Source organism: Aeromonas lacus (assembly GCF_000764665.1).
GTDB lineage: Bacteria > Pseudomonadota > Gammaproteobacteria > Enterobacterales > Aeromonadaceae > Aeromonas > Aeromonas lacus.
This window is the reverse complement of sequence record NZ_JRGM01000038.1, coordinates 1-18,147: the sequence shown is the minus strand read 5'-3', so window position 1 is coordinate 18,147 and position 18,147 is coordinate 1. Positions and strand designations below refer to the sequence as shown.

Sequence of the window (18,147 nt, the reverse complement as noted above, 5' to 3'; positions counted from 1 at the left end):
ATCATCACCATACAAAACAGGGCCCCGCGGGGCCCTGTCTGCATTGCTGCATAGGTTACTTGCGCCAGAAGGGCGCCGCCCAGCGGGCCATCTCCGGCACCATGGCCCTGGGATCGAGCTGGCTCATATCCTCCGGGTGGTCGCTGTCTTCCGGCGGGCTGAAGGCGAGGTGGCGTCCTTCGCTGTTGAGGGGCTTCCAGCGCAGCGGGGTAGCGGAGCGGCGCATCGGGAAAAAGCCGATGGTCGGCACATCGAGCGCGCCGGCGATATGGAGCGGGCCGGTGCTGCCGGCGATAAACAAAGCGGCGTTGGCCAGCACCTGACAGAACATCGGCAGACCGTCGCTGGAGCGGTAGATCCAGCCGTTGCCGCCGTGGGCCAGCAGCTCGGCCGCCAGCTGTTCGGCCATCTTCTCCTCGCCCGGGCCGGCGGTGAGCACGCACTGCAGCTCGGGGCAGGCTTGGTTCAGCTTGATGATGATGCGGGCGTACTGCTCGATGGAGAGGTTGTTGGCCGAGCCACCGCTGCCGGCGTGTACCATCAGCCAGGGGCGGCTGGCATCGAGCTTGAGTTTGGCCGCCAGCTGCTCGCGCACCTGCTGCAGGCTCGCCTCATCGAAACTGAGGAAGGGAGTCTTGGGCTCCACCACGGCGGCCTGATGATCGGTCAGGAAGCGACGGATCAGCTCCAGATTGTACTCGGACTCCGGCTTCTGGGAGCGGGAGCGGCGCTGCACCAGACGCTGGTTGTAGAGCACCTGCGCCAGCTTGGTCGCCGGCGCCAGCCGGTAAGGGATGTGAGCCTTCCACACCAGCATGGCGTTGCGGGAGTTGGAGAAGAGGCAGATGGACGCGTCGAACGCCGCCGCCTTGATCCGGGCCAGCAGTGCCCGCTGTTGCTCCTTGTCGGCACGCACGCCCGGATCGATGATCACCTCGTCAATCCAGGGGCAGAGCCGAGCCAGCGGGGCCGTGTAGGCCGGAACCAGGGCAGTCACATGACACTCCATGGAGCCTTTGAGCATGGCGAAGCTCGGCCACGCCAGCATGAAGTCACCAATCTTGTCATTGCGAACGACCAGAATACGTTTCATAAAAAATCCCTTTGCTCCCTGTCACCAATGCAGGGAGGCTTGATGCGCGATGGCGTATTCTTGCCTGATGCACTGCTATTCTCAAGCGACGACCTTATAATGCGACCAAATTTCCAGGTTGCAGGACCACAAAGATGACTACCAGGGTGATCTATCCCGGGACATTTGATCCCGTTACCAATGGCCATGCCGACCTGATCGGCCGCGCCGCCAAGCTGTTTGACGAGGTGATCGTCGGCGTCGCCAACAGCCCGAGCAAGCGCACGCTGTTCGATCTGGCGGAACGTGTCCAGCTTGTCCAGCAAGTGACCAGCACGCTTCCCAACGTCAAGGTGGTCGGCTTCTCCGGGCTGCTGGTCGATTTTGCCAAAGAGCATCAGGCCAACGTGCTGATCCGCGGCCTGCGCGCCGTCTCCGACTTCGAGTACGAGTTCCAGCTGGCCAACATGAACCGCCGCCTGATGCCGGAGCTGGAGAGCGTATTCCTCACCCCGGCCGAGGAGAACTCCTTTATCTCCTCTACCCTGGTGAAAGAGGTGGCGCTGCACGGTGGCGACATCCGCCAGTTTGTCGACCCCGTGGTGGCGCAGGCCATCGCCGCCAAACAGCAGCAGCGCTAATCCCCTCCTGATTGGCAGAAACGAACAAGGGCTACCCACGGGTAGCCCTTGTTGCATCAACGCACTGCATGCCTAGCGGCGAGCAAACTGCTCGCGGATCGTCAGCTCCAGCTGATCGAGCCACTCGTAACGGCGCCGGTACATGGCCCGCTTCTTGGAGGCGATCTCCTCCAGCGGCTTGCGCGGCTGCAACTGCAGGGCGACAAAGTTGGCGTCCACATCCTGCGCGCCGAATTCCTGCCACAGCTCGTCGTAATCGGCTTGCAGGTTGGCTTTCTGCTTGCTGCTGTAACGCTTGGCCTGAAACACGTGAGCCCGTTTGCGCACCGCCAGCACCTCGCCACTGCCCATCGCCAGCGCCAGCTGCTGTACCAGTTGCACCAGCAGGGATTTGGGCCGCAGGCCCTGCCCCTCCTTGGTCAGCTCGCGCACCTTATCCTGCGCGTTGGCCACTCCGGGCTCCGGCCCCTGCATGGAGCCGATCACCAGATGCAGCTGCTCGGCGCTGCCAGCCAGCGAGAATGCACAGCTGTAGAGACGCAACCCCTCGCTATCGATGATGGAGAGCGCCAGCTCGGCCTCGCGGCGGAAGGTGCCATCATGGCGCAGCACGATGCGGCAATCGCTCTGGGGATAACGCCCCAACTCGATCCCGCCCGCCAGATAGAGCGGCTCGACCAGCTCTGGATAGCAACTAAGCTGCAGCTGATAGTGGTTCTCCAGCATCTCGGCCCGCTCACGGGCACTGGCACTGGCGAAGCGATAGGGACGCATAGGCTTGTCGAGCAGCTCGGGATAACGGGCCGACAACGCCTTGAGCGGCTCGGCCTGAAACAGAGTAAAGACACGGGTCAGCTGCTCGCGGTAAAGCAGGCTGCGCAGCACGAACTTGCCGCGATTGAAGGTCTGGCGCTCGCTTCCCTCCGGATAGAGGTAACAGGCCATGGATTTTGCGCAATAGCGCTCCAGCCGGGATAAATGTTCCCAGTCTATTGATTTAACAGTCATTTTTATTTCTCAAACCGCCTGAACGATCGAGATACTAGAGACAACTGTGCAAATCTTCAACAGCCGGGAAATACGCTGTTACAACTTTCCGCAAATCCGGCGAAAAAGTGCCCTTAACGCTGACAATGGGCGCAAAATACCGTGGTTCTCTGGCCTATTTTCACTTCACTCAGCAGGGTGTGACAGTGGAAACAGGGCTGGCCGCCACGGCCGTAAACCTGCAACTGCTGCACGAAATAGCCCGGCTTGCCGTCGGCACTGGTGAAATCCTTGAGGGTGGTACCGCCCTGACGGATGGCCTCGGCCAGCACCCGCTTGATCTCGGCCACCAGCTTCTCCAGCCGCTCGCCACTGATATTGCCCGCCGCCCGCTTGGGGTGGATACCCGCCGCAAAGAGCGCCTCGTTGGCGTAGATGTTGCCGACCCCGACTACCACCTGATTGTCCATCAGGAACTGCTTGATGGCAGTGCTGCGCCCCTTGGCGCGCTCACGCAGGTAATCGCCATTGAAGGCATCGGTGAGCGGCTCCGGCCCCAGCTTGGCCAGCAGGGTATGCGCCTCGGCCGGATCGCGAGTCCAGAGCAGGGCACCGAAGCGGCGCGGATCGTTGAGGCGCAGCAGCTTGCCATTCTCCAGCTCGATATCCACGTGGTCATGCTTCTCGGCCGGGGTACCGATATCCAGCACCCGCAGGCTGCCGGACATCCCCAGATGGAGGATGGCGGTGCCAAAATCGGTCTCCAGCAGCAGATACTTGGCGCGGCGGCGCACCCGATGGATCACCAGATCCACCAGCTCCTGAATTTCGCCGGGCACCGGCCAGCGCAGGCGGCCATCGCGCACCACCACTCGGGTGACCTTGATGCCGGTAAGCCAGGGAGAGATCCCCTGCCGGCTGACTTCTACTTCTGGCAATTCAGGCATTGGTTCCTCGCAAACAGAGTCGACTGGTGAACAATCAGGGGGCAGGACGCATCAGGTCGCGATACTGCTCGGCAGTGAGGGAGAGCCAGAGGCCGGAGGGTAGCTGAGCACCATACTGGCCACTGTTCTGATAGAGGGCGATTGCCTGCGGGTCATTTTGCCCGGCAATCCACACCCTGAGGGTAACGGGGGCACCGCGTACCGCTTCGCCGGGTGGCAGCAGCCAGCCCTGCCAGCGCTCGATATGGGCCGCCAGCTGATTGCTGTCGAGCCCCAGATCCGGCCCGCTGCGCCAGCCCTGGCCGATCCGCTCAATCTGCCAGCTTGGCCCCTGCCAGGTGAGCACCACCGCATCCTCCGGCAGCAGCGGACGCGCGCGTTTGGCGCTGTTCTCCTGCTGGGCCAGTTCCAGCCGGTGCAGCAGGGTGATCACGATCAGTACCACCACGATGATCACGTTGTTCCAGCCTTTGCGGCTCAGTTTGAACATGGCAAGCCTCCCTTTGAACCGGCAGTGTACTGAATTCGACGCATAAAAAAACCCGGCACAAGGCCGGGTTTTTGGGAATGCAGCATCAAGTAATTACTTGATTTTGCCTTCCTTGTAGATCACATGCTGACGAACAACGGGATCAAACTTTTTGATCTCCATTTTTTCGGGCATGGTGCGCTTGTTTTTGGTAGTGGTATAGAAGTGACCAGTACCGGCGCTGGAGTTCAGGCGAATTTTCTCGCGAATACCTTTAGCCATGATCTAATTCCTTATACCTTAACACCGCTGGCGCGCAGTTCAGCCAGAACCACTTCAACGCCACGCTTGTCGATGATACGCATGCCTTTTGCGGATACGCGCAGGCTTACGAAGCGTTTTTCACTCTCAACCCAGAAACGGTGAGTGTGCAGGTTCGGCAGGAAACGACGCTTGGTAGCGTTGTTAGCGTGCGAACGGTTGTTACCAACTGCCGGGCGCTTGCCGGTTACTTGGCATACTCTAGACATGTCAGTCTCTCCAAATCTTACTTCATTGCTCGAGCAAATATCTGCCCCGCTGGCCTTCGATTGCGGGGCAAACAGAAGGCGGCATTTTATACAGCATCCGTGATCAAAGATCAACTAATACGGTGCCAGAGCACAGTTATAGCCAACCGCGCTCGGCAAAAGAAACCGTGATGCCATCACCGATCACCAAGTGATCCAGCACTCTGATATCGATCAGGGCCAAAGCGGCCGTGATCCGATCCGTGATCTGGCGGTCGGCCCTACTGGGCTCGGCGACGCCGGACGGGTGATTATGCGCCAGAATCACCGCGGCTGCATTATGTTTGAGCGCGATCTGCACGATTTCTCTTGGCCAGACGCTCGCCGAGTCGATTGTGCCGTAAAAAAGCTCAACAAATTGAATGACTCTGTGCTGATTGTCGAGCAGCAGCAGGGCAAACACCTCGCGCGGCCGATCCCGCAGCTGGGCCTGCAGATAGTCGCGGGTCAGCTGGGGCGAGGTGAGGGCATCACCCCGTTGCAACTGCTGCGCCAGATGGCGTTTGGCCATCTCCAGCACCGCCTGCAACTGGGCATATTTGGCCGGGCCAAGGCCGTGGGCCTCGCAGAAAGCACGCTGATCCGCGCCCAGCAGATTGCGCAGCGATCCGAACTGATTCAACAGGTTACGGGAGAGATCGACCGCACTCAGGCCATTGACGCCGGTGCGCAGGAAGATGGCTAGCAGCTCGGCATCACTGAGCACCGTCGGCCCCTGTCGCAGCAGCTTCTCTCTGGGGCGTTCATCTTCCGGCCACTCCTTGATGCTCATTTGTCTCTCCTCTCTCCCTGTTGAGGAAAAACATAGCAAATATTTGCGTGTTCCCCGCCACAACCCCTTGATGCCAACCCCTGTCGTCATCCCCTGCCTGTGGTATCTTAGCCGACCAGTCAAAGTGAGCCGGATAGAGAAACAGCAGATGAGATTGGCCGATAAACGCATCCTGTTGGGTGTCAGCGGCGGGATCGCCGCCTACAAGAGTGCCGAGCTGGTACGCCGTCTGAAAGATCAGGGTGCCGAGGTGCGGGTGGTGATGACCCGCTCCGCCAAGGAGTTCATCACGCCGCTGACCCTGCAGGCGGTCTCCGGCCATCCGGTGGCGGACAGCCTGCTGGATCCGGCCGCCGAAGCGGGCATGGGCCATATCGAGCTGGCCAAGTGGGCCGACCTGGTATTGATCGCCCCCACCAGCGCCAACCTGATGGCGCGCATGGCTGCCGGCATGGCCGACGAACTGCTCACCACCCTCAGTCTGGCCACCCCGGCACCGGTCGCCCTGGCGCCCGCCATGAACCAGCAGATGTATCTCAACGCCGCGACCCAGGCCAACCTCAAGACCCTGGCCAGCCGCGGAATTCTGCTGTGGGGGCCGGATGCCGGCAGCCAAGCCTGTGGCGATGTCGGCCCCGGCCGGATGCTGGATCCCCTCGATCTGGTGGATCGCTGCTGTCAGCAGCTGACCGCCGAGCCGTTGCTGGCAGGCGTAAAGCTGTTGTTGACCGCAGGTCCAACCCGCGAGGCGCTGGATCCGGTGCGCTACATCAGCAACCACAGCTCCGGCAAGATGGGCTATGCCATCGCCCGTGCCGCCCGTGAGGCGGGTGCAGACGTGACACTGGTGAGCGGGCCGGTGGCGCTGGCAACCCCTGCAGGCGTTACCCGTGTCGATGTGGAGAGCGCCGAGCAGATGCATCAGGCGGTGATGAGCCGGGTCAGCGAGTGCGACCTTTTCATCGGCTGCGCCGCAGTGGCCGACTATCGCCCCGAGCAGGTAGCCAGTCAGAAGATCAAGAAGACCGGTGACAACGACCAGATGGTGGTGAAGCTGGTGAAGAACCCCGACATCATCGCGGCCGTCGGTGCCCTGGCAGACAAACCCTTCACCGTCGGATTTGCCGCCGAAACCGTGGATGTGGAACAATACGCCCTCGACAAGTTGCAGCGTAAGCGGCTGGACATGATCGCCGCCAACGATGTGTCCCGCGAGGGGCAGGGCTTCAACGCCGATGACAACGCCCTGACCGTGTTCTGGCAAGGGGGCCAGGCCCCGCTGCCGCTGGCCGACAAGCTGACGCTGGCCCGTCACCTGATCGCCCTGATTGCGCGCCACTACCAGCGCTGAGCGTCCCGATAACGCAAGACTCATGACGCCCCGCCTTGCCGTGCCAAGAGGGGCGCCGACACAAGATCCAACTGAACAAGCGATTCATGACAACACAAATTGAACTGAAGATTCTGGATGCCCGTATCGGTACCGAGTACCCGCTGCCCGCCTACGCCACACCGGGCTCTGCCGGTATGGACCTGCGCGCCCTGCTCGATGCGCCGCTGACTCTGGCCCCCGGTGATACCACGCTGGTGCCAACCGGTCTGGCCATTCATATTCAGGATCCGGCTCTGTGTGCCACCATCCTGCCCCGCTCCGGCCTCGGCCATAAGCACGGCATCGTGCTGGGCAACCTGGTCGGTCTGGTCGATTCCGACTATCAGGGCCAGCTGATGGTCTCGGTATGGAACCGTGGCAAAGATGAGTTCACCATGCAGCCCGGCGAGCGCATCGCCCAGCTGGTGATAATGCCGGTGGTTCAGGCCAGCTTCCAACTGGTCGATGAGTTCAATCAGAGCGAACGGGGTGAAGGCGGTTTTGGTTCTTCTGGTCGTCAATAACAGACCACACCAGCCCTTTTGGCGGTGTCTAATAATAGAACCAAGCCATTGTTTTTTTAGGGGAATCCATGGCAAGCAGTAATCAGAAACAGAGTCGGCGCGATCAGATCCTGCAAGCGCTCGCCCATATGCTGGAAACCAGTCCGGGGCAGCGCATCACCACGGCCCGTCTGGCGGCCGAGGTCGGCGTATCTGAAGCAGCCCTCTATCGGCATTTTCCCAGCAAGGCGCGGATGTTCGAGGGGCTGATCGACTTTATCGAGGATTCCCTGCTGTCACGGGTCAATCTGATCATGGCGGAAGAGAAGGACACCATGGCGCGCTGCCACCACATCCTTCAGCTGCTGCTGGTGTTTGCCGAGCGCAATCCCGGCATCACCCGCATCCTCAACGGCGACGCCCTGCTGGGTGAGCACGATCGGCTGCGGGATCGCATCAGTATCCTGTTCGACAAGCTGGAAACCCAGCTCAAACAGGTGCTGCGGGAGAAGCGGCTGCGCGAGGGTCAGGGCTTCCAGCTCGACGAGACCATGCTGGCCAATCTGCTGCTGGCCTACACCGAAGGCCGCATCAGTCAGTTTGTCCGCTCCGAGTTCAAGCTCAAGCCGACCGCCGGTTTCGAGGATCAGTGGCAATTTATCCGCAGCCAGTTGCTGCAGAGCTGATGGTTTTTTAGCGTCATTCAGCAAAAAAGAAGGGAGGCCTTGGTCTCCCTTCTTTTTTGTGTCAGCTTTTTATGGCAGAAAAGAAGTACCAGATGCGACCCGGACTGTCGCGCTGCGGTGTTAGATTTATCCACCATAAACCTTTTAGAACCTGACAGGACATCCTATGGAACCCGAAATCATTACCGAAGCGCAGACCTGGCTGGTCAATAATCAGGGACTGCTGATCGAGTACGGCGTCAATATCGCCGCCGCCCTGCTGACCCTGCTGGTCGGCTATATCGCCGCCAACCTGCTCAGCGGTGGCGTGGTCAAAGTGATGCAAACCCGCAAGCTCGACATCACCATCACTCACTTCGTCGGCAGCATCCTCAAGTACGCCATCCTGGTGTTCGTAGTGATCGCCGCGCTGGGCCGGGTCGGGGTGCAGACCGCCTCCTTCGTCGCCATTATCGGTGCCGCCGGTCTGGCCATCGGTCTGGCGCTGCAGGGCTCGCTCTCCAACTTCGCCGCAGGCTTCCTGTTGATCATCTTCCGCCCCATCAAGGCGGGTGAGTTTATCGAAGTGGCGGGCACCAACGGGGTCGTGCAATCCGTACAGCTCTTTACCACTACCCTCACCTCCGCTGACAACAAGATGGTGGTAGTGCCCAACTCCGCCATTCTGAACGGCACCATCGTCAACTACTCACGGATGGATACCCGCCGCGTAGATATGACCTTCGGTATCGGCTACGGCTCAGACCTGCGCAAGGCCAAGCAGATCCTCGAGCGGCTGGTGAATGAAGAGCCGCGCATCCTGAAAGATCCGGCTGCCACCATCGCCGTCGCCGCACTGGCCGACTCCTCGGTCAATATCGTGGTACGCCCCTGGGTGAAAACCGCTGATTACTGGGGTGTCTGGTTCGACTTCCACGAGAAGGTGAAACTGGCCTTTGATGCCGAAGGCGTCGAGATCCCCTTCCCGCAGATGGTCATGCACATGCAAAAACCGCAGGCGTGATCGCGGATCTGCTGCAATACACAATGCCAGCCTTCGGGCTGGCATTGTCGTTTCTGGCCCCGGCCCATGGCCGTTGCAATGCATAACCAAGCCAACCGGATGAAAACAATTTCAGGCCATCGGGGTGGCCCCAATCATGAGCAAGCGCAAGATCCGCCTTGCTTTCGTGACTCATAATCCCAATGTTCTGGTTGTATGCTCCCGACAGTGGCCCATTGCGGTAAAAGACAATCGGTAAAAATCTGTTACACGGGCCGCCCGATCGGCTCGCTATAATGCTCGGATAATAAGGTTTGGCGGGACCTTGCCTGCAAGGTTCAAACACAACTTGGCATTTCAGGAATCCTATGAAAAATATCAATCCAACCCAAACCCAGGCCTGGCAGGCACTGGCAGCCCACTTTGCAGCAAACAAAGAGACACAACTCAAGGATCTGTTCGCGCAGGACCCGAAGCGCTTTGACAAGTTTTCCCTCACCTTCGGCGGCGACATTCTGGTTGATTACTCAAAGAACCTGATCACCGAAGATACCCTCAAGTTGCTGGTTGATCTGGCCAAAGAGACCGATCTTCGCAGCGCGATCGATGCCATGTTCAATGGCGAGAAGATCAACATGACCGAAGGCCGCTCCGTACTGCACGTGGCCCTGCGCAACCGCTCCGACCGCCCCGTCGAGTGCGACGGCAAGGATGTGATGCCAGAAGTGAACGCCGTACTGGCCAAGATGAATGGCTTCTGCCAGAAGATCATCTCCGGCGAGTGGAAAGGCTACACCGGCAAGGCGATCCAGCACGTGGTCAACATCGGGATCGGTGGCTCTGATCTGGGCCCGGTGATGATCACCGAAGCACTACGCCCCTACAAAAACCACCTGCAGATGCACTTCGTCTCCAACGTCGATGGCACCCACATCGCCGAGACCCTGAAGAAGATCGATCCGGAAACCACCCTGTTCCTGGTGGCCTCCAAGACCTTCACCACTCAGGAGACCATGACCAACGCCCTGACCGCCCGCGACTGGTTCATCAACAGCGCCGGTGACAAGGCCCACGTTGCCAAGCACTTCGCTGCGCTCTCCACCAACGGCAAGGCCGTGGCCGAGTTCGGTATCGACACCAACAACATGTTCGAGTTCTGGGACTGGGTTGGCGGCCGCTACTCCTCCTGGTCTGCCATCGGCATGCCCATCGCCCTGTCGGTCGGTTTCAAGAACTTTGAAGCCCTGCTGCAAGGCGCCTTCGAGATGGACATGCACTTCGCCACTGCCTCCTATGAGCAGAACGTGCCGGTGCTGCTGGCGCTGATTGGCCTGTGGTACAACAACTTCTACGGTGCCGAGTCCGAAGCCATTCTGCCGTACGACCAGTACATGCACCGCTTCCCTGCCTACTTCCAGCAGGGCAACATGGAATCCAACGGCAAGTACGTGGATCGCAACGGCAAGCCGGTTGACTACCAGACTGGCCCCATCATCTGGGGTGAGCCGGGCACCAACGGCCAGCACGCCTTCTACCAGCTGATCCACCAGGGCACCAAGCTGATCCCCTGTGACTTCCTGGCGCCAGCCATCAGCCACAACCCGATCGGTGACCACCACCCGAAACTGCTGGCCAACTTCTTCGCCCAGACCGAGGCGCTGGCCTTCGGCAAGAGCAAAGAACAGGTCGAAGCCGAGTTCCTGGCTGCTGGCAAAACCCTGGAGCAGGTCAAGGATCTGGTGCCGTTCAAGGTGTTCGAAGGCAACCGCCCGACCAACTCCATCCTGTTCAAGAGCCTGACTCCGAAAACCCTGGGTGCCCTGATCGCCATGTACGAGCACAAGATCTTCGTACAGGGTGCAATCTGGAACATCTTCTCCTTCGACCAGTGGGGCGTGGAGCTGGGCAAACAGCTGGCCAACAAGATCCTGCCGGAGCTCAACACCGCCGAGGCTGTCACCAGCCACGACTGCTCCACCAACGGTCTGATCAACACCTGGAAAGCGTGGAAAGCCTGATTTATCCAGCCTTTCTGAATGCAAAAGCCCCGCTCGATGAGCGGGGCTTTTTTATGACTGTCAGGCTGATTTTTCTGGCTGGCCGGTCGGGTGTCCAGTCCGACCGGCGACGGGGATCGTCATCCCCGCCCCTTCATCCTCCAGCCCGATGCTGACTTAACCGCCAACGGCGATGCGTTTCATGTCCTTCATGTAACCGCGCAGTACCTGGCCGATTTTTTCGATCGGGTGGTTGCGGGTCGCTTCGTTGGCCGCCAGCAGCGCCAGGTTATCCACGCTCTGCCCTTCCGCCTTGCTGGCACCCAGATCGCCCGCTTTCAGGGTCGGCATGAAGTGCTCGCGCAGCAAGGGCACGGCGGCGTTGGCGAACAGGTAGTTACCGTATTCGGCGGTGTCGGAGATGACCACGTTCATCTCGTACAGACGCTTGCGAGCAACGGTGTTGGCGATCAGCGGCAACTCGTGCAGGGATTCGTAGTAGGCGGACTCCTCGTAGATACCGGAAGCCACCATGGTCTCGAACGCCAGCTCGACACCCGCCTTGACCATGGCCACCATCACCACGCCATTGTCGAAGTATTCCTGCTCGGCAATCTTGCCAGCGAACGCCGGGGCGTTTTCGAAGGCGGATTTACCGGTCTCTTCACGCCAGGTGAACAGTTTGACGTCATCTTCGGCCCAGTCGGCCATCATGCCGCGGGAGAACTCACCGGCGATGATGTCGTCCATGTGCTTCTCGAACAGCGGGCGCATCAGAGTCTTGAGCTGCTCGGAGAGCTCGAAGGCGCGCAGCTTGGCCGGGTTGGAAAGGCGATCCATCATCAGGCTGATGCCACCCTGTTTCAGGGCTTCGGTGATGGTCTCCCAACCGAACTGGATCAGCTTGCCGGCGTAGGCCGGGTCTGTGCCTTCGGCAACCAGCTTGTCGTAGCAGAGCAGAGAACCGGCCTGCAGCATGCCGCAGAGGATGGTCTGCTCGCCCATCAGGTCGGATTTCACTTCCGCCACGAAGGAGGATTCCAGCACGCCGGCCCGGTCGCCGCCGGTGGCAGAGGCCCACGCCTTGGCGATGGCCATGCCTTCGCCCTTGGGATCGTTCTCCGGGTGAACGGCGATCAGGGTCGGCACGCCGAAACCGCGCTTGTACTCCTCACGCACTTCGGTGCCCGGGCACTTGGGCGCCACCATCACGACGGTGATGTCGGAGCGGATCTGCTGACCCTCTTCCACCACGTTGAAGCCGTGGGAGTAGCCCAGCGCAGCACCCTGCTTCATCAGCGGCATCACGGTCTTCACCACGTCAGAGTGCTGCTTGTCCGGAGTCAGGTTCAGCACCAGATCGGCGGTCGGGATCAGCTCTTCATAGGTACCGACCGCAAAGCCGTTGTCGGTAGCTTTCTGCCAGGAGGCACGCTTCTCGGTGATGGCGGCCTTGCGCAGGGCGTAGGAGATATCCAGCCCGGAGTCGCGCATGTTCAGGCCCTGGTTCAGACCCTGGGCACCACAGCCCACAATCACCACCTTCTTGCCCTTCAGTACGTTGCAGCCGTCCGCGAACTCTTCGCGCTGCATGAAACGACACTTGCCCAGCTGGGCCAACTGCTGACGCAGGTTCAAGGTGTTGAAATAGTTAGCCATGGTGATTGCTCCGTTCGATTGATTCCATGCCGGGTAACGGCGTTGTCTGAACCACTATAGCGCGGGACACTTATTGCCTGAACTGATATATTCGAAACAGTATGTTGCAAGAATTGAAAGATGATTCTTGGCAGTTTCACCCCATGTGACTCCCCATTTCAGCAAAATTGCCGCTGAATTATCCGGGGAGGCGGTTGCCAGAGCCGAAAGGTTCGGCATGAATCTATGCCCTGACTGCAGCAGGAAGTGATCAATGGACCTTCGCAATCTCGAGCTGTTTCTCCACCTCGCCGACTCCCTCCACTTCGGCAAGAGCGCCGATGCCATGGCGGTCAGCCCCTCCACCCTGAGCCGCGCCATCCAGCGGCTGGAGCAGGAGACCGGCTGCATCCTGTTCGAGCGGGACAACCGCTCGGTGCGGCTCACCCCCGCCGGCGAGAAGCTGCGGGAGTTTGGCGGCGGCCTGTTGCAGGAGTGGCGTCAGCTCAAGCAGGAGCTCAAACGCAGCGACGAACCGCTGCAAGGGCGGCTGCGGGTCTTCTGCTCGGTCACCGCCAGCTACTTTCTGCTGCCTGAAGTGCTGGAGCGCTTTCGCCGCCGCTACCCCCAGCTGGAGATCAAGCTGGAAACCGGCGACCCGGCACTGGCGGTGGACAAGATCCTGGCCGACGAAGCCGATCTCGCCATCGCCGCCCGTCCCGATGCCCTGCCCGCCAAGCTCGAATTCGCCAGCCTGCAGCTGGTGCCGCTGGTCTTTATCGCGCCGCGCAACGCCCCCCAGCTGAACCAGTGGTTCCGCCAGGGGGAGCCGGACTGGGAGCAACTGCCGGTTATCCTCTCCGAGCAGGGGCTGGCCCGCAAACGCAGCGATCAGTGGTTTCGCAACAAGGGGATAGCCCCCAACATCTACGCCGAGGTGGCGGGCAACGAGGGGATCGTCGCCATGGTGGCGCTCGGTTGTGGCGTGGGGCTGGTACCGGCGGCGGTGATCGACCACAGCCCGCTCGGCGACAAGGTGCGGATCATCGACCTCAAACCCGCCTTCAAACCATTTGATGTGGGGATCGGGGTGCTCAAGAAGCGACTGGAAGAGCCGCTGATCCGCGCCTTCTGGGATACGGCGCAAAGCCAGAACTCACTGCGCTGAGACGGGCTGGTAGATGAGCGTCGGGTCGGCCATCATCTTGCGACTCGACAACGGCAGATCAGGGTTGTTCAGCTCGAGGCGCTGCCGCTGGTCGAGCTGCAAACGGCGGATGGTACTGCCAAACCCCTCCTCGAAGATCCGGTCAAAATCCCCGGTTTGCCGCGCCCGCTGCAGACCGAGCTCGATGCGCTGCGCCAGCTCCGGATATTTTGGCGAGACAAAGAAGAGCAGTGCCAGCGGATAGCGAAACACCAGACGAGGCTCGATAGCGAGATCCGGATGTTGCCTGAGCTCATCCTCGACCTCGATCACGGATCGCAAAAAGCAGTCGAAACGCTGCTTGCGCAGCATGTTGAACAGCGCTTCATAGAGATTGCCAGCCATCACATTGAGGCCGTTGGCCCTCAGCAGCTGGGTGTCAGGCCAGGATCTGTGCTGGCCGATGATGAGCCCGGAGCGGCGCCAGTCGGCCAAGAAGTGAATGGCGGCAAAGCGCCCCTCATCCCCCTGCCGAATCAGACAAACCCGCCAGCCGAGCAGCCCCTTGGCCAATGGAATATGCACCGCTAGCAGATCCCTTTCCCGCTCCTCATCGGGGGCAAACACTCCGACCTGAACCAGCTCGCCGCTGTGCAACTCTTTCACCGTCCGCCCCTGTTCCATCGGCGGGCTGGAGACCAGCTGGTAGGGACCATATTCGGGCACCGTCAGATCGAGAGAGAGCCGCAGCAGCTGCACCACTGACGGGTTGGGATGCTCCAGCAGCAGATTCCAGGTGCGGATCGACTGCACGGCAGCCGACGCATCCGCCGCCCACAGCCACAACACCATGCACCACCACCCGACTCGCTTCATTTCCTGCACCATCCAAGCGCCATGCTTCTGGTCATACTATAACGCCAGCCAAGGGCCAGATGCGGCGCTTGCTGCCAGATGTGTGAACCTTCTCCGGTCCCGCCTCATGTCAGAAGTGACAATAGGCAAACCGGGCAAGGGATCGCAGACTGAATATTCGCCATCATCGAACCACATCAGGGAGGAGCGCCATGAAACAGCATCTGGTCGAGATCAAGGGATCAACCCTGTTTGAGGAGTATTTGCAGAGCATGGGTCTGCCCAGCACCTTGCTGGACAGGGAGCAGGAGATCTACCTGCAGGAGCGCCACCTCGGTGCCATCCGCCGGGTACAGGGGGAGCTGCGCTTTTACCTGCGCGCCAACGCCCTCAACAAACGGTGATCGGGAGCCGGTCACAGAACCTGCAACAAAGAGGTATTAGACTGGTATCTTCCCCCTTTCGACGGGAGTGCCCATGAACGCAAGCGGTCTGGATCGGCTGTTCAAACCCCAATCAATCGCCATCATCGGCGCCTCGACCGATCCGCACAAAGCGGGCCACGTGATCGTTCGCCACCTGCTGGCGGGCAACTTCAAAGGGCCCATCCTGCCAGTCACCCCGCGCAGCAAGGCAGTGGCTGGCGTGCTGGCCTATCCCGATATCGCCAGCTTGCCGCTGGCTCCGGATCTCGCCATCATCTGTACTCGCCGGGAGCGGGTCACCCCCCTGCTGGAGGCGCTCGGCCAGAAGGGAACGGGCGCCGCCATCATACTCGCCGCCGATTTTTCACAAGATGAGCGGCAGGAGCTGAAACGGCTTTGCCGACAATATGGCATCCGCCTACTCGGCCCCAACAGCATGGGGATGCTGCTGCCCGGTCAGGGGCTCAATGCCAGCTTTTCACCGATTGCCGCCAAGCCCGGGCAAGTCGCCTTTCTCTCCCAGTCTGCCGCGGTCAGCACCACCATTCTCGACTGGGCCAAGCAGCATGAGCTGGGCTTCTCCGCCTTTATCTCTCTTGGCGATCACTGCGATATCGACTTCGGCCAGCTGCTGGATCAACTATCCCGCGACAGCGTGACCCGCGCCATCCTGCTCTACATGGACAAGCTGCACGATGCCCGCCATTTTCTCTCGGCAGCTCGAGCGGCCTCGCGCAACAAGCCAATCCTGGTGCTGAAAAGCGGACGCCACGATCCGGCTCACGGCCTCGACAACGTCTATGACGCCGCCATCCGCCGCGCCGGCATGCTGCGGGTGCGGGATACCCACGAGCTGTTTGCCGCAGTGGAAACACTGAGCCACTCCATGACCCTCAAGGGGGAGCGACTAGCCATCATCTCCAATGGCCGCGGGCTGGCCAATATGGCGGTGGATGTGCTGCTGGAGCGGGGCGGCAAACTGGCCCGCCCGCCGCTCGATATCGGCAGCGATGCCACCATTACCACCTATCAGGAAACGCTGGACAACCTGCTTGGGGAAGAGGGGATCGATGCCATCCTGATCATTCACGCCCCCTCCCTTACAGCCCCCAGTGCGCCGCTGGCCAGCCACCTTATCACCCACCTGAAACAGCACCCCAGAGCGCGCCGTTTCAATATTCTCACCAACTGGGCGGGCGAGTACTCGGCGCAGGAGGGGCGCAAACTCTTTACCGAGGCGGGCATCCCGACCTACCGTACACCCGAAAGCGCCATGGCCGCCTTCATGCATATGGTGGAGTACCGCCGCAACCAGAAGCAGCTGATGGAGACCCCCGCCTCCCTGCACGGCAACCAGCTCAATATCGAGCTGTGCCAGCAGCTGATCCGTCAGGCGCAGGAGCGCAAACAGCTGAGGCTGGATACCCATCTCGCCCACCCCATCTTGCAGGCAGCCGGGCTCGCCACCCTGCCCACCTGGATCGTCACCGATGCCATCGAGGCAACCCTGACTGCCGAGCAGATCGGCTACCCGGTGGCAGTCAAACTCCGTTCGCCCGATATCCTCCACAAATCTGCCGTGCACGGTGTGGTGCTCAATCTGCGTACCTCGGCCGAGGTGGCACAGGCTGCCGATGCCATTCTGGACAGGGTGAAACAACACGATCCCGGCGCCCGTATTGAAGGGTTGCTGGTACAACGCATGGCGCGGCGCAGTGGTGGTCTGGAGCTGCGGGTGCGGATCCAGCAAGACGCCATATTTGGCCCAGTCATTCTGCTGGGGGAATCGGGCGCGGAGCCACAGGAAATGGTTGCAGCGCTACCGCCGCTCAATCAGGCGCTGGCCCGTTACCAGATCATCGGTGCGCTCAAGAGTCGCAAGATCCGTGAACATGCCACGCCGGATCGGCTGGATATCGATGCCCTCGGTCAGGTGCTCTGCCAGCTATCCGAGCTGCTGCTCGCCTTCCCGCAAATACAGGAGCTGGATCTTCATCCGCTGCAAGCCTGTGGCGCCGAAATGGTGGTGCTGGATGCCAGCGTCACGCTGGCCGACCCTGCACTTCCCCCCACCAATCGGCTGGCGATCCGACCCTACCCGACCGAGCTGGAAGAGGGAGCCTGGCTTAAAGATCAGCGCCATATCCTGCTACGCCCGATCCGACCGGAAGATGAACCGGCTCACAAACAGTTCGTACTGCAAGTCTCCGATGAAGACAGGTACAAACGCTTCTTTGCCGATGTGGGCGAGCTGGGCCATGAAGAGCTGGCTCGCATGACCCAGATCGATTACGACCGGGAGATGGCCTTCGTAGCGGTGGGGCAAGATGGCGAGCTGCAGGATCAGATCCTCGGCGTGGTACGCGCCATTTCGACCCCGGACCAGAGTGATGCCGAGTTTGCCATTCTGGTGCGATCGGACTTGAAAGGGGTGGGGCTCGGCAAATTGATGATGGAGAAGATCATCCGTTACGCCAAAGAGCAGGGGATTGGCCAGCTATCCGGCATGACCATGCCCAGCAATCGCAGCATGGTGAGCCTCGCCAAGCGCCTCGGCTTCACCATCGATGTCCAGATGGAGGAGGGGGTGGTCAATATGGCCCTTCCCTGCGGGACTGGAGTAGGGTGACAGGAAGGGATGGCCACGAGCAATCCAGCATAAATAGTTGTGAATCATCCAAAAATGACCGAGATTACACACCAAAAGGAGGGAATCGCGGGCCTGCCAGCGCCCTTCCCTTAGGCAAGAGTCACTGTTCAGTGGCTTCTCGATGCTGAAAATACCAAAGCCCGGTCATCAGACCGGGCTTTGGTGTCTATTCTGGTGTGCAACGCTGTGGCCAACAGGCAAATCGCCCATAGCAAAAAGGCCTTCCCAATCGGGAAGGCCTTCAAATTAGTGGCGGAGCGGACGGGACTCGAACCCGCGACCCCCGGCGTGACAGGCCGGTATTCTAACCGACTGAACTACCGCTCCGCATTCGGTTAGCTTGCGCTAAATTGTTTGCCGCTTCTTCTGAGGTGTCATCCTCGCAGCCAGTGACATGATTTTGCACGTCGCTGTTTAATTGGGTGCCTGGCAGTG

At 60.5% G+C, this 18,147-nt stretch carries 18 protein-coding genes and 1 tRNA gene; 9 read left to right on the top strand and 10 right to left on the bottom strand.

All coding sequences use genetic code 11. The features are described 5' to 3' along the window. Window positions 1–55 precede the first annotated feature (55 nt). Complete coding sequence (locus LG31_RS0106085; RefSeq protein ID WP_033113601.1) at window positions 56–1,093, bottom strand: glycosyltransferase family 9 protein; 1,038 nt, start codon at window positions 1,091–1,093, stop codon at window positions 56–58. Between the two features lie 134 nt (window positions 1,094–1,227). On the opposite strand from LG31_RS0106085, the gene coaD reads away from it, so the two are divergent. Continuing rightward, window positions 1,228–1,713, top strand: a complete 486-nt coding sequence (gene coaD, locus LG31_RS0106080) for a pantetheine-phosphate adenylyltransferase (protein ID WP_033113600.1) — start codon at window positions 1,228–1,230, stop codon at window positions 1,711–1,713. 72 nt (window positions 1,714–1,785) lie between these two features. Here the strand turns inward: coaD and LG31_RS0106075 are convergent, their stop codons facing one another. The 6 genes from LG31_RS0106075 to radC form a co-directional block, all read right to left on the bottom strand. Continuing rightward, window positions 1,786–2,658 (bottom strand): VirK/YbjX family protein, encoded by an 873-nt coding sequence (locus tag LG31_RS0106075; protein WP_033113599.1) that lies wholly within the window; start codon window positions 2,656–2,658, stop codon window positions 1,786–1,788. 176 nt (window positions 2,659–2,834) lie between these two features. Further along, window positions 2,835–3,647 (bottom strand): bifunctional DNA-formamidopyrimidine glycosylase/DNA-(apurinic or apyrimidinic site) lyase, encoded by an 813-nt coding sequence (gene mutM, locus LG31_RS0106070; protein ID WP_033113598.1) that lies wholly within the window; start codon window positions 3,645–3,647, stop codon window positions 2,835–2,837. A 34-nt stretch (window positions 3,648–3,681) separates the two neighbouring features. Then, window positions 3,682–4,137 carry a hypothetical protein gene (locus LG31_RS0106065; protein ID WP_033113597.1) on the bottom strand — a complete coding sequence of 152 codons (456 nt, stop codon included), beginning with the start codon at window positions 4,135–4,137 and terminating at the stop codon, window positions 3,682–3,684. A 93-nt stretch (window positions 4,138–4,230) separates the two neighbouring features. Further along, window positions 4,231–4,398, bottom strand: coding sequence for a 50S ribosomal protein L33 (rpmG, locus tag LG31_RS0106060; RefSeq protein WP_005307500.1), 168 nt, complete (start codon window positions 4,396–4,398; stop codon window positions 4,231–4,233). An 11-nt stretch (window positions 4,399–4,409) separates the two neighbouring features. After that, entirely contained in the window at window positions 4,410–4,646 is a 237-nt protein-coding gene (gene rpmB, locus LG31_RS0106055) for a 50S ribosomal protein L28 (RefSeq protein WP_005307492.1), read from the bottom strand. Window positions 4,647–4,782: 136 nt separating this feature from the next. Continuing rightward, window positions 4,783–5,457 carry a RadC family protein gene (radC, locus tag LG31_RS0106050; protein WP_033113596.1) on the bottom strand — a complete coding sequence of 225 codons (675 nt, stop codon included), beginning with the start codon at window positions 5,455–5,457 and terminating at the stop codon, window positions 4,783–4,785. A 148-nt stretch (window positions 5,458–5,605) separates the two neighbouring features. Between radC and coaBC the strand changes: the two genes are divergently transcribed. From coaBC to pgi, 5 genes are all read left to right on the top strand, one after another. Continuing rightward, complete coding sequence (gene coaBC, locus LG31_RS0106045) at window positions 5,606–6,808, top strand: bifunctional phosphopantothenoylcysteine decarboxylase/phosphopantothenate--cysteine ligase CoaBC (RefSeq protein WP_033113595.1); 1,203 nt, start codon at window positions 5,606–5,608, stop codon at window positions 6,806–6,808. Window positions 6,809–6,894: 86 nt separating this feature from the next. After that, complete coding sequence (dut, locus tag LG31_RS0106040; protein WP_033113594.1) at window positions 6,895–7,353, top strand: dUTP diphosphatase; 459 nt, start codon at window positions 6,895–6,897, stop codon at window positions 7,351–7,353. Window positions 7,354–7,421: 68 nt separating this feature from the next. Next, on the top strand, window positions 7,422–8,018 hold the full coding sequence (gene slmA / locus LG31_RS0106035) for a nucleoid occlusion factor SlmA (protein WP_033113593.1): 597 nt from the start codon (window positions 7,422–7,424) through the stop codon (window positions 8,016–8,018). Window positions 8,019–8,184: 166 nt separating this feature from the next. After that, entirely contained in the window at window positions 8,185–9,021 is an 837-nt protein-coding gene (locus LG31_RS0106030; protein ID WP_033113592.1) for a mechanosensitive ion channel domain-containing protein, read from the top strand. A 347-nt stretch (window positions 9,022–9,368) separates the two neighbouring features. Beyond that, complete coding sequence (pgi, locus tag LG31_RS0106025) at window positions 9,369–11,018, top strand: glucose-6-phosphate isomerase (RefSeq protein WP_033113591.1); 1,650 nt, start codon at window positions 9,369–9,371, stop codon at window positions 11,016–11,018. Window positions 11,019–11,174: 156 nt separating this feature from the next. Here the strand turns inward: pgi and ilvC are convergent, their stop codons facing one another. Next, window positions 11,175–12,656, bottom strand: a complete 1,482-nt coding sequence (ilvC, locus tag LG31_RS0106020; RefSeq protein ID WP_005355979.1) for a ketol-acid reductoisomerase — start codon at window positions 12,654–12,656, stop codon at window positions 11,175–11,177. Between the two features lie 253 nt (window positions 12,657–12,909). Between ilvC and ilvY the strand changes: the two genes are divergently transcribed. Continuing rightward, window positions 12,910–13,803, top strand: coding sequence for an HTH-type transcriptional activator IlvY (gene ilvY, locus LG31_RS0106015; RefSeq protein WP_033113590.1), 894 nt, complete (start codon window positions 12,910–12,912; stop codon window positions 13,801–13,803). Here the strand turns inward: ilvY and LG31_RS0106010 are convergent. Further along, complete coding sequence (locus LG31_RS0106010; protein ID WP_033113625.1) at window positions 13,792–14,658, bottom strand: type 2 periplasmic-binding domain-containing protein; 867 nt, start codon at window positions 14,656–14,658, stop codon at window positions 13,792–13,794. The genes ilvY and LG31_RS0106010 overlap by 12 nt on opposite strands. A gap of 191 nt (window positions 14,659–14,849) precedes the next feature. Here LG31_RS0106010 and LG31_RS0106005 point away from each other — a divergent pair, with 191 nt between their 5' ends. Both LG31_RS0106005 and LG31_RS0106000 read left to right on the top strand, forming a co-directional pair. Beyond that, window positions 14,850–15,041: a hypothetical protein gene (locus tag LG31_RS0106005; protein WP_019446537.1), complete on the top strand. Its 192-nt coding sequence runs from the start codon at window positions 14,850–14,852 to the stop codon at window positions 15,039–15,041. 73 nt (window positions 15,042–15,114) lie between these two features. Beyond that, window positions 15,115–17,691: a bifunctional acetate--CoA ligase family protein/GNAT family N-acetyltransferase gene (locus tag LG31_RS0106000; RefSeq protein ID WP_033113589.1), complete on the top strand. Its 2,577-nt coding sequence runs from the start codon at window positions 15,115–15,117 to the stop codon at window positions 17,689–17,691. 271 nt (window positions 17,692–17,962) lie between these two features. Here the strand turns inward: LG31_RS0106000 and LG31_RS0105995 are convergent. Beyond that, window positions 17,963–18,039 (bottom strand) — tRNA-Asp (locus LG31_RS0105995). Between the last annotated feature and the right edge of the window lie 108 nt (window positions 18,040–18,147).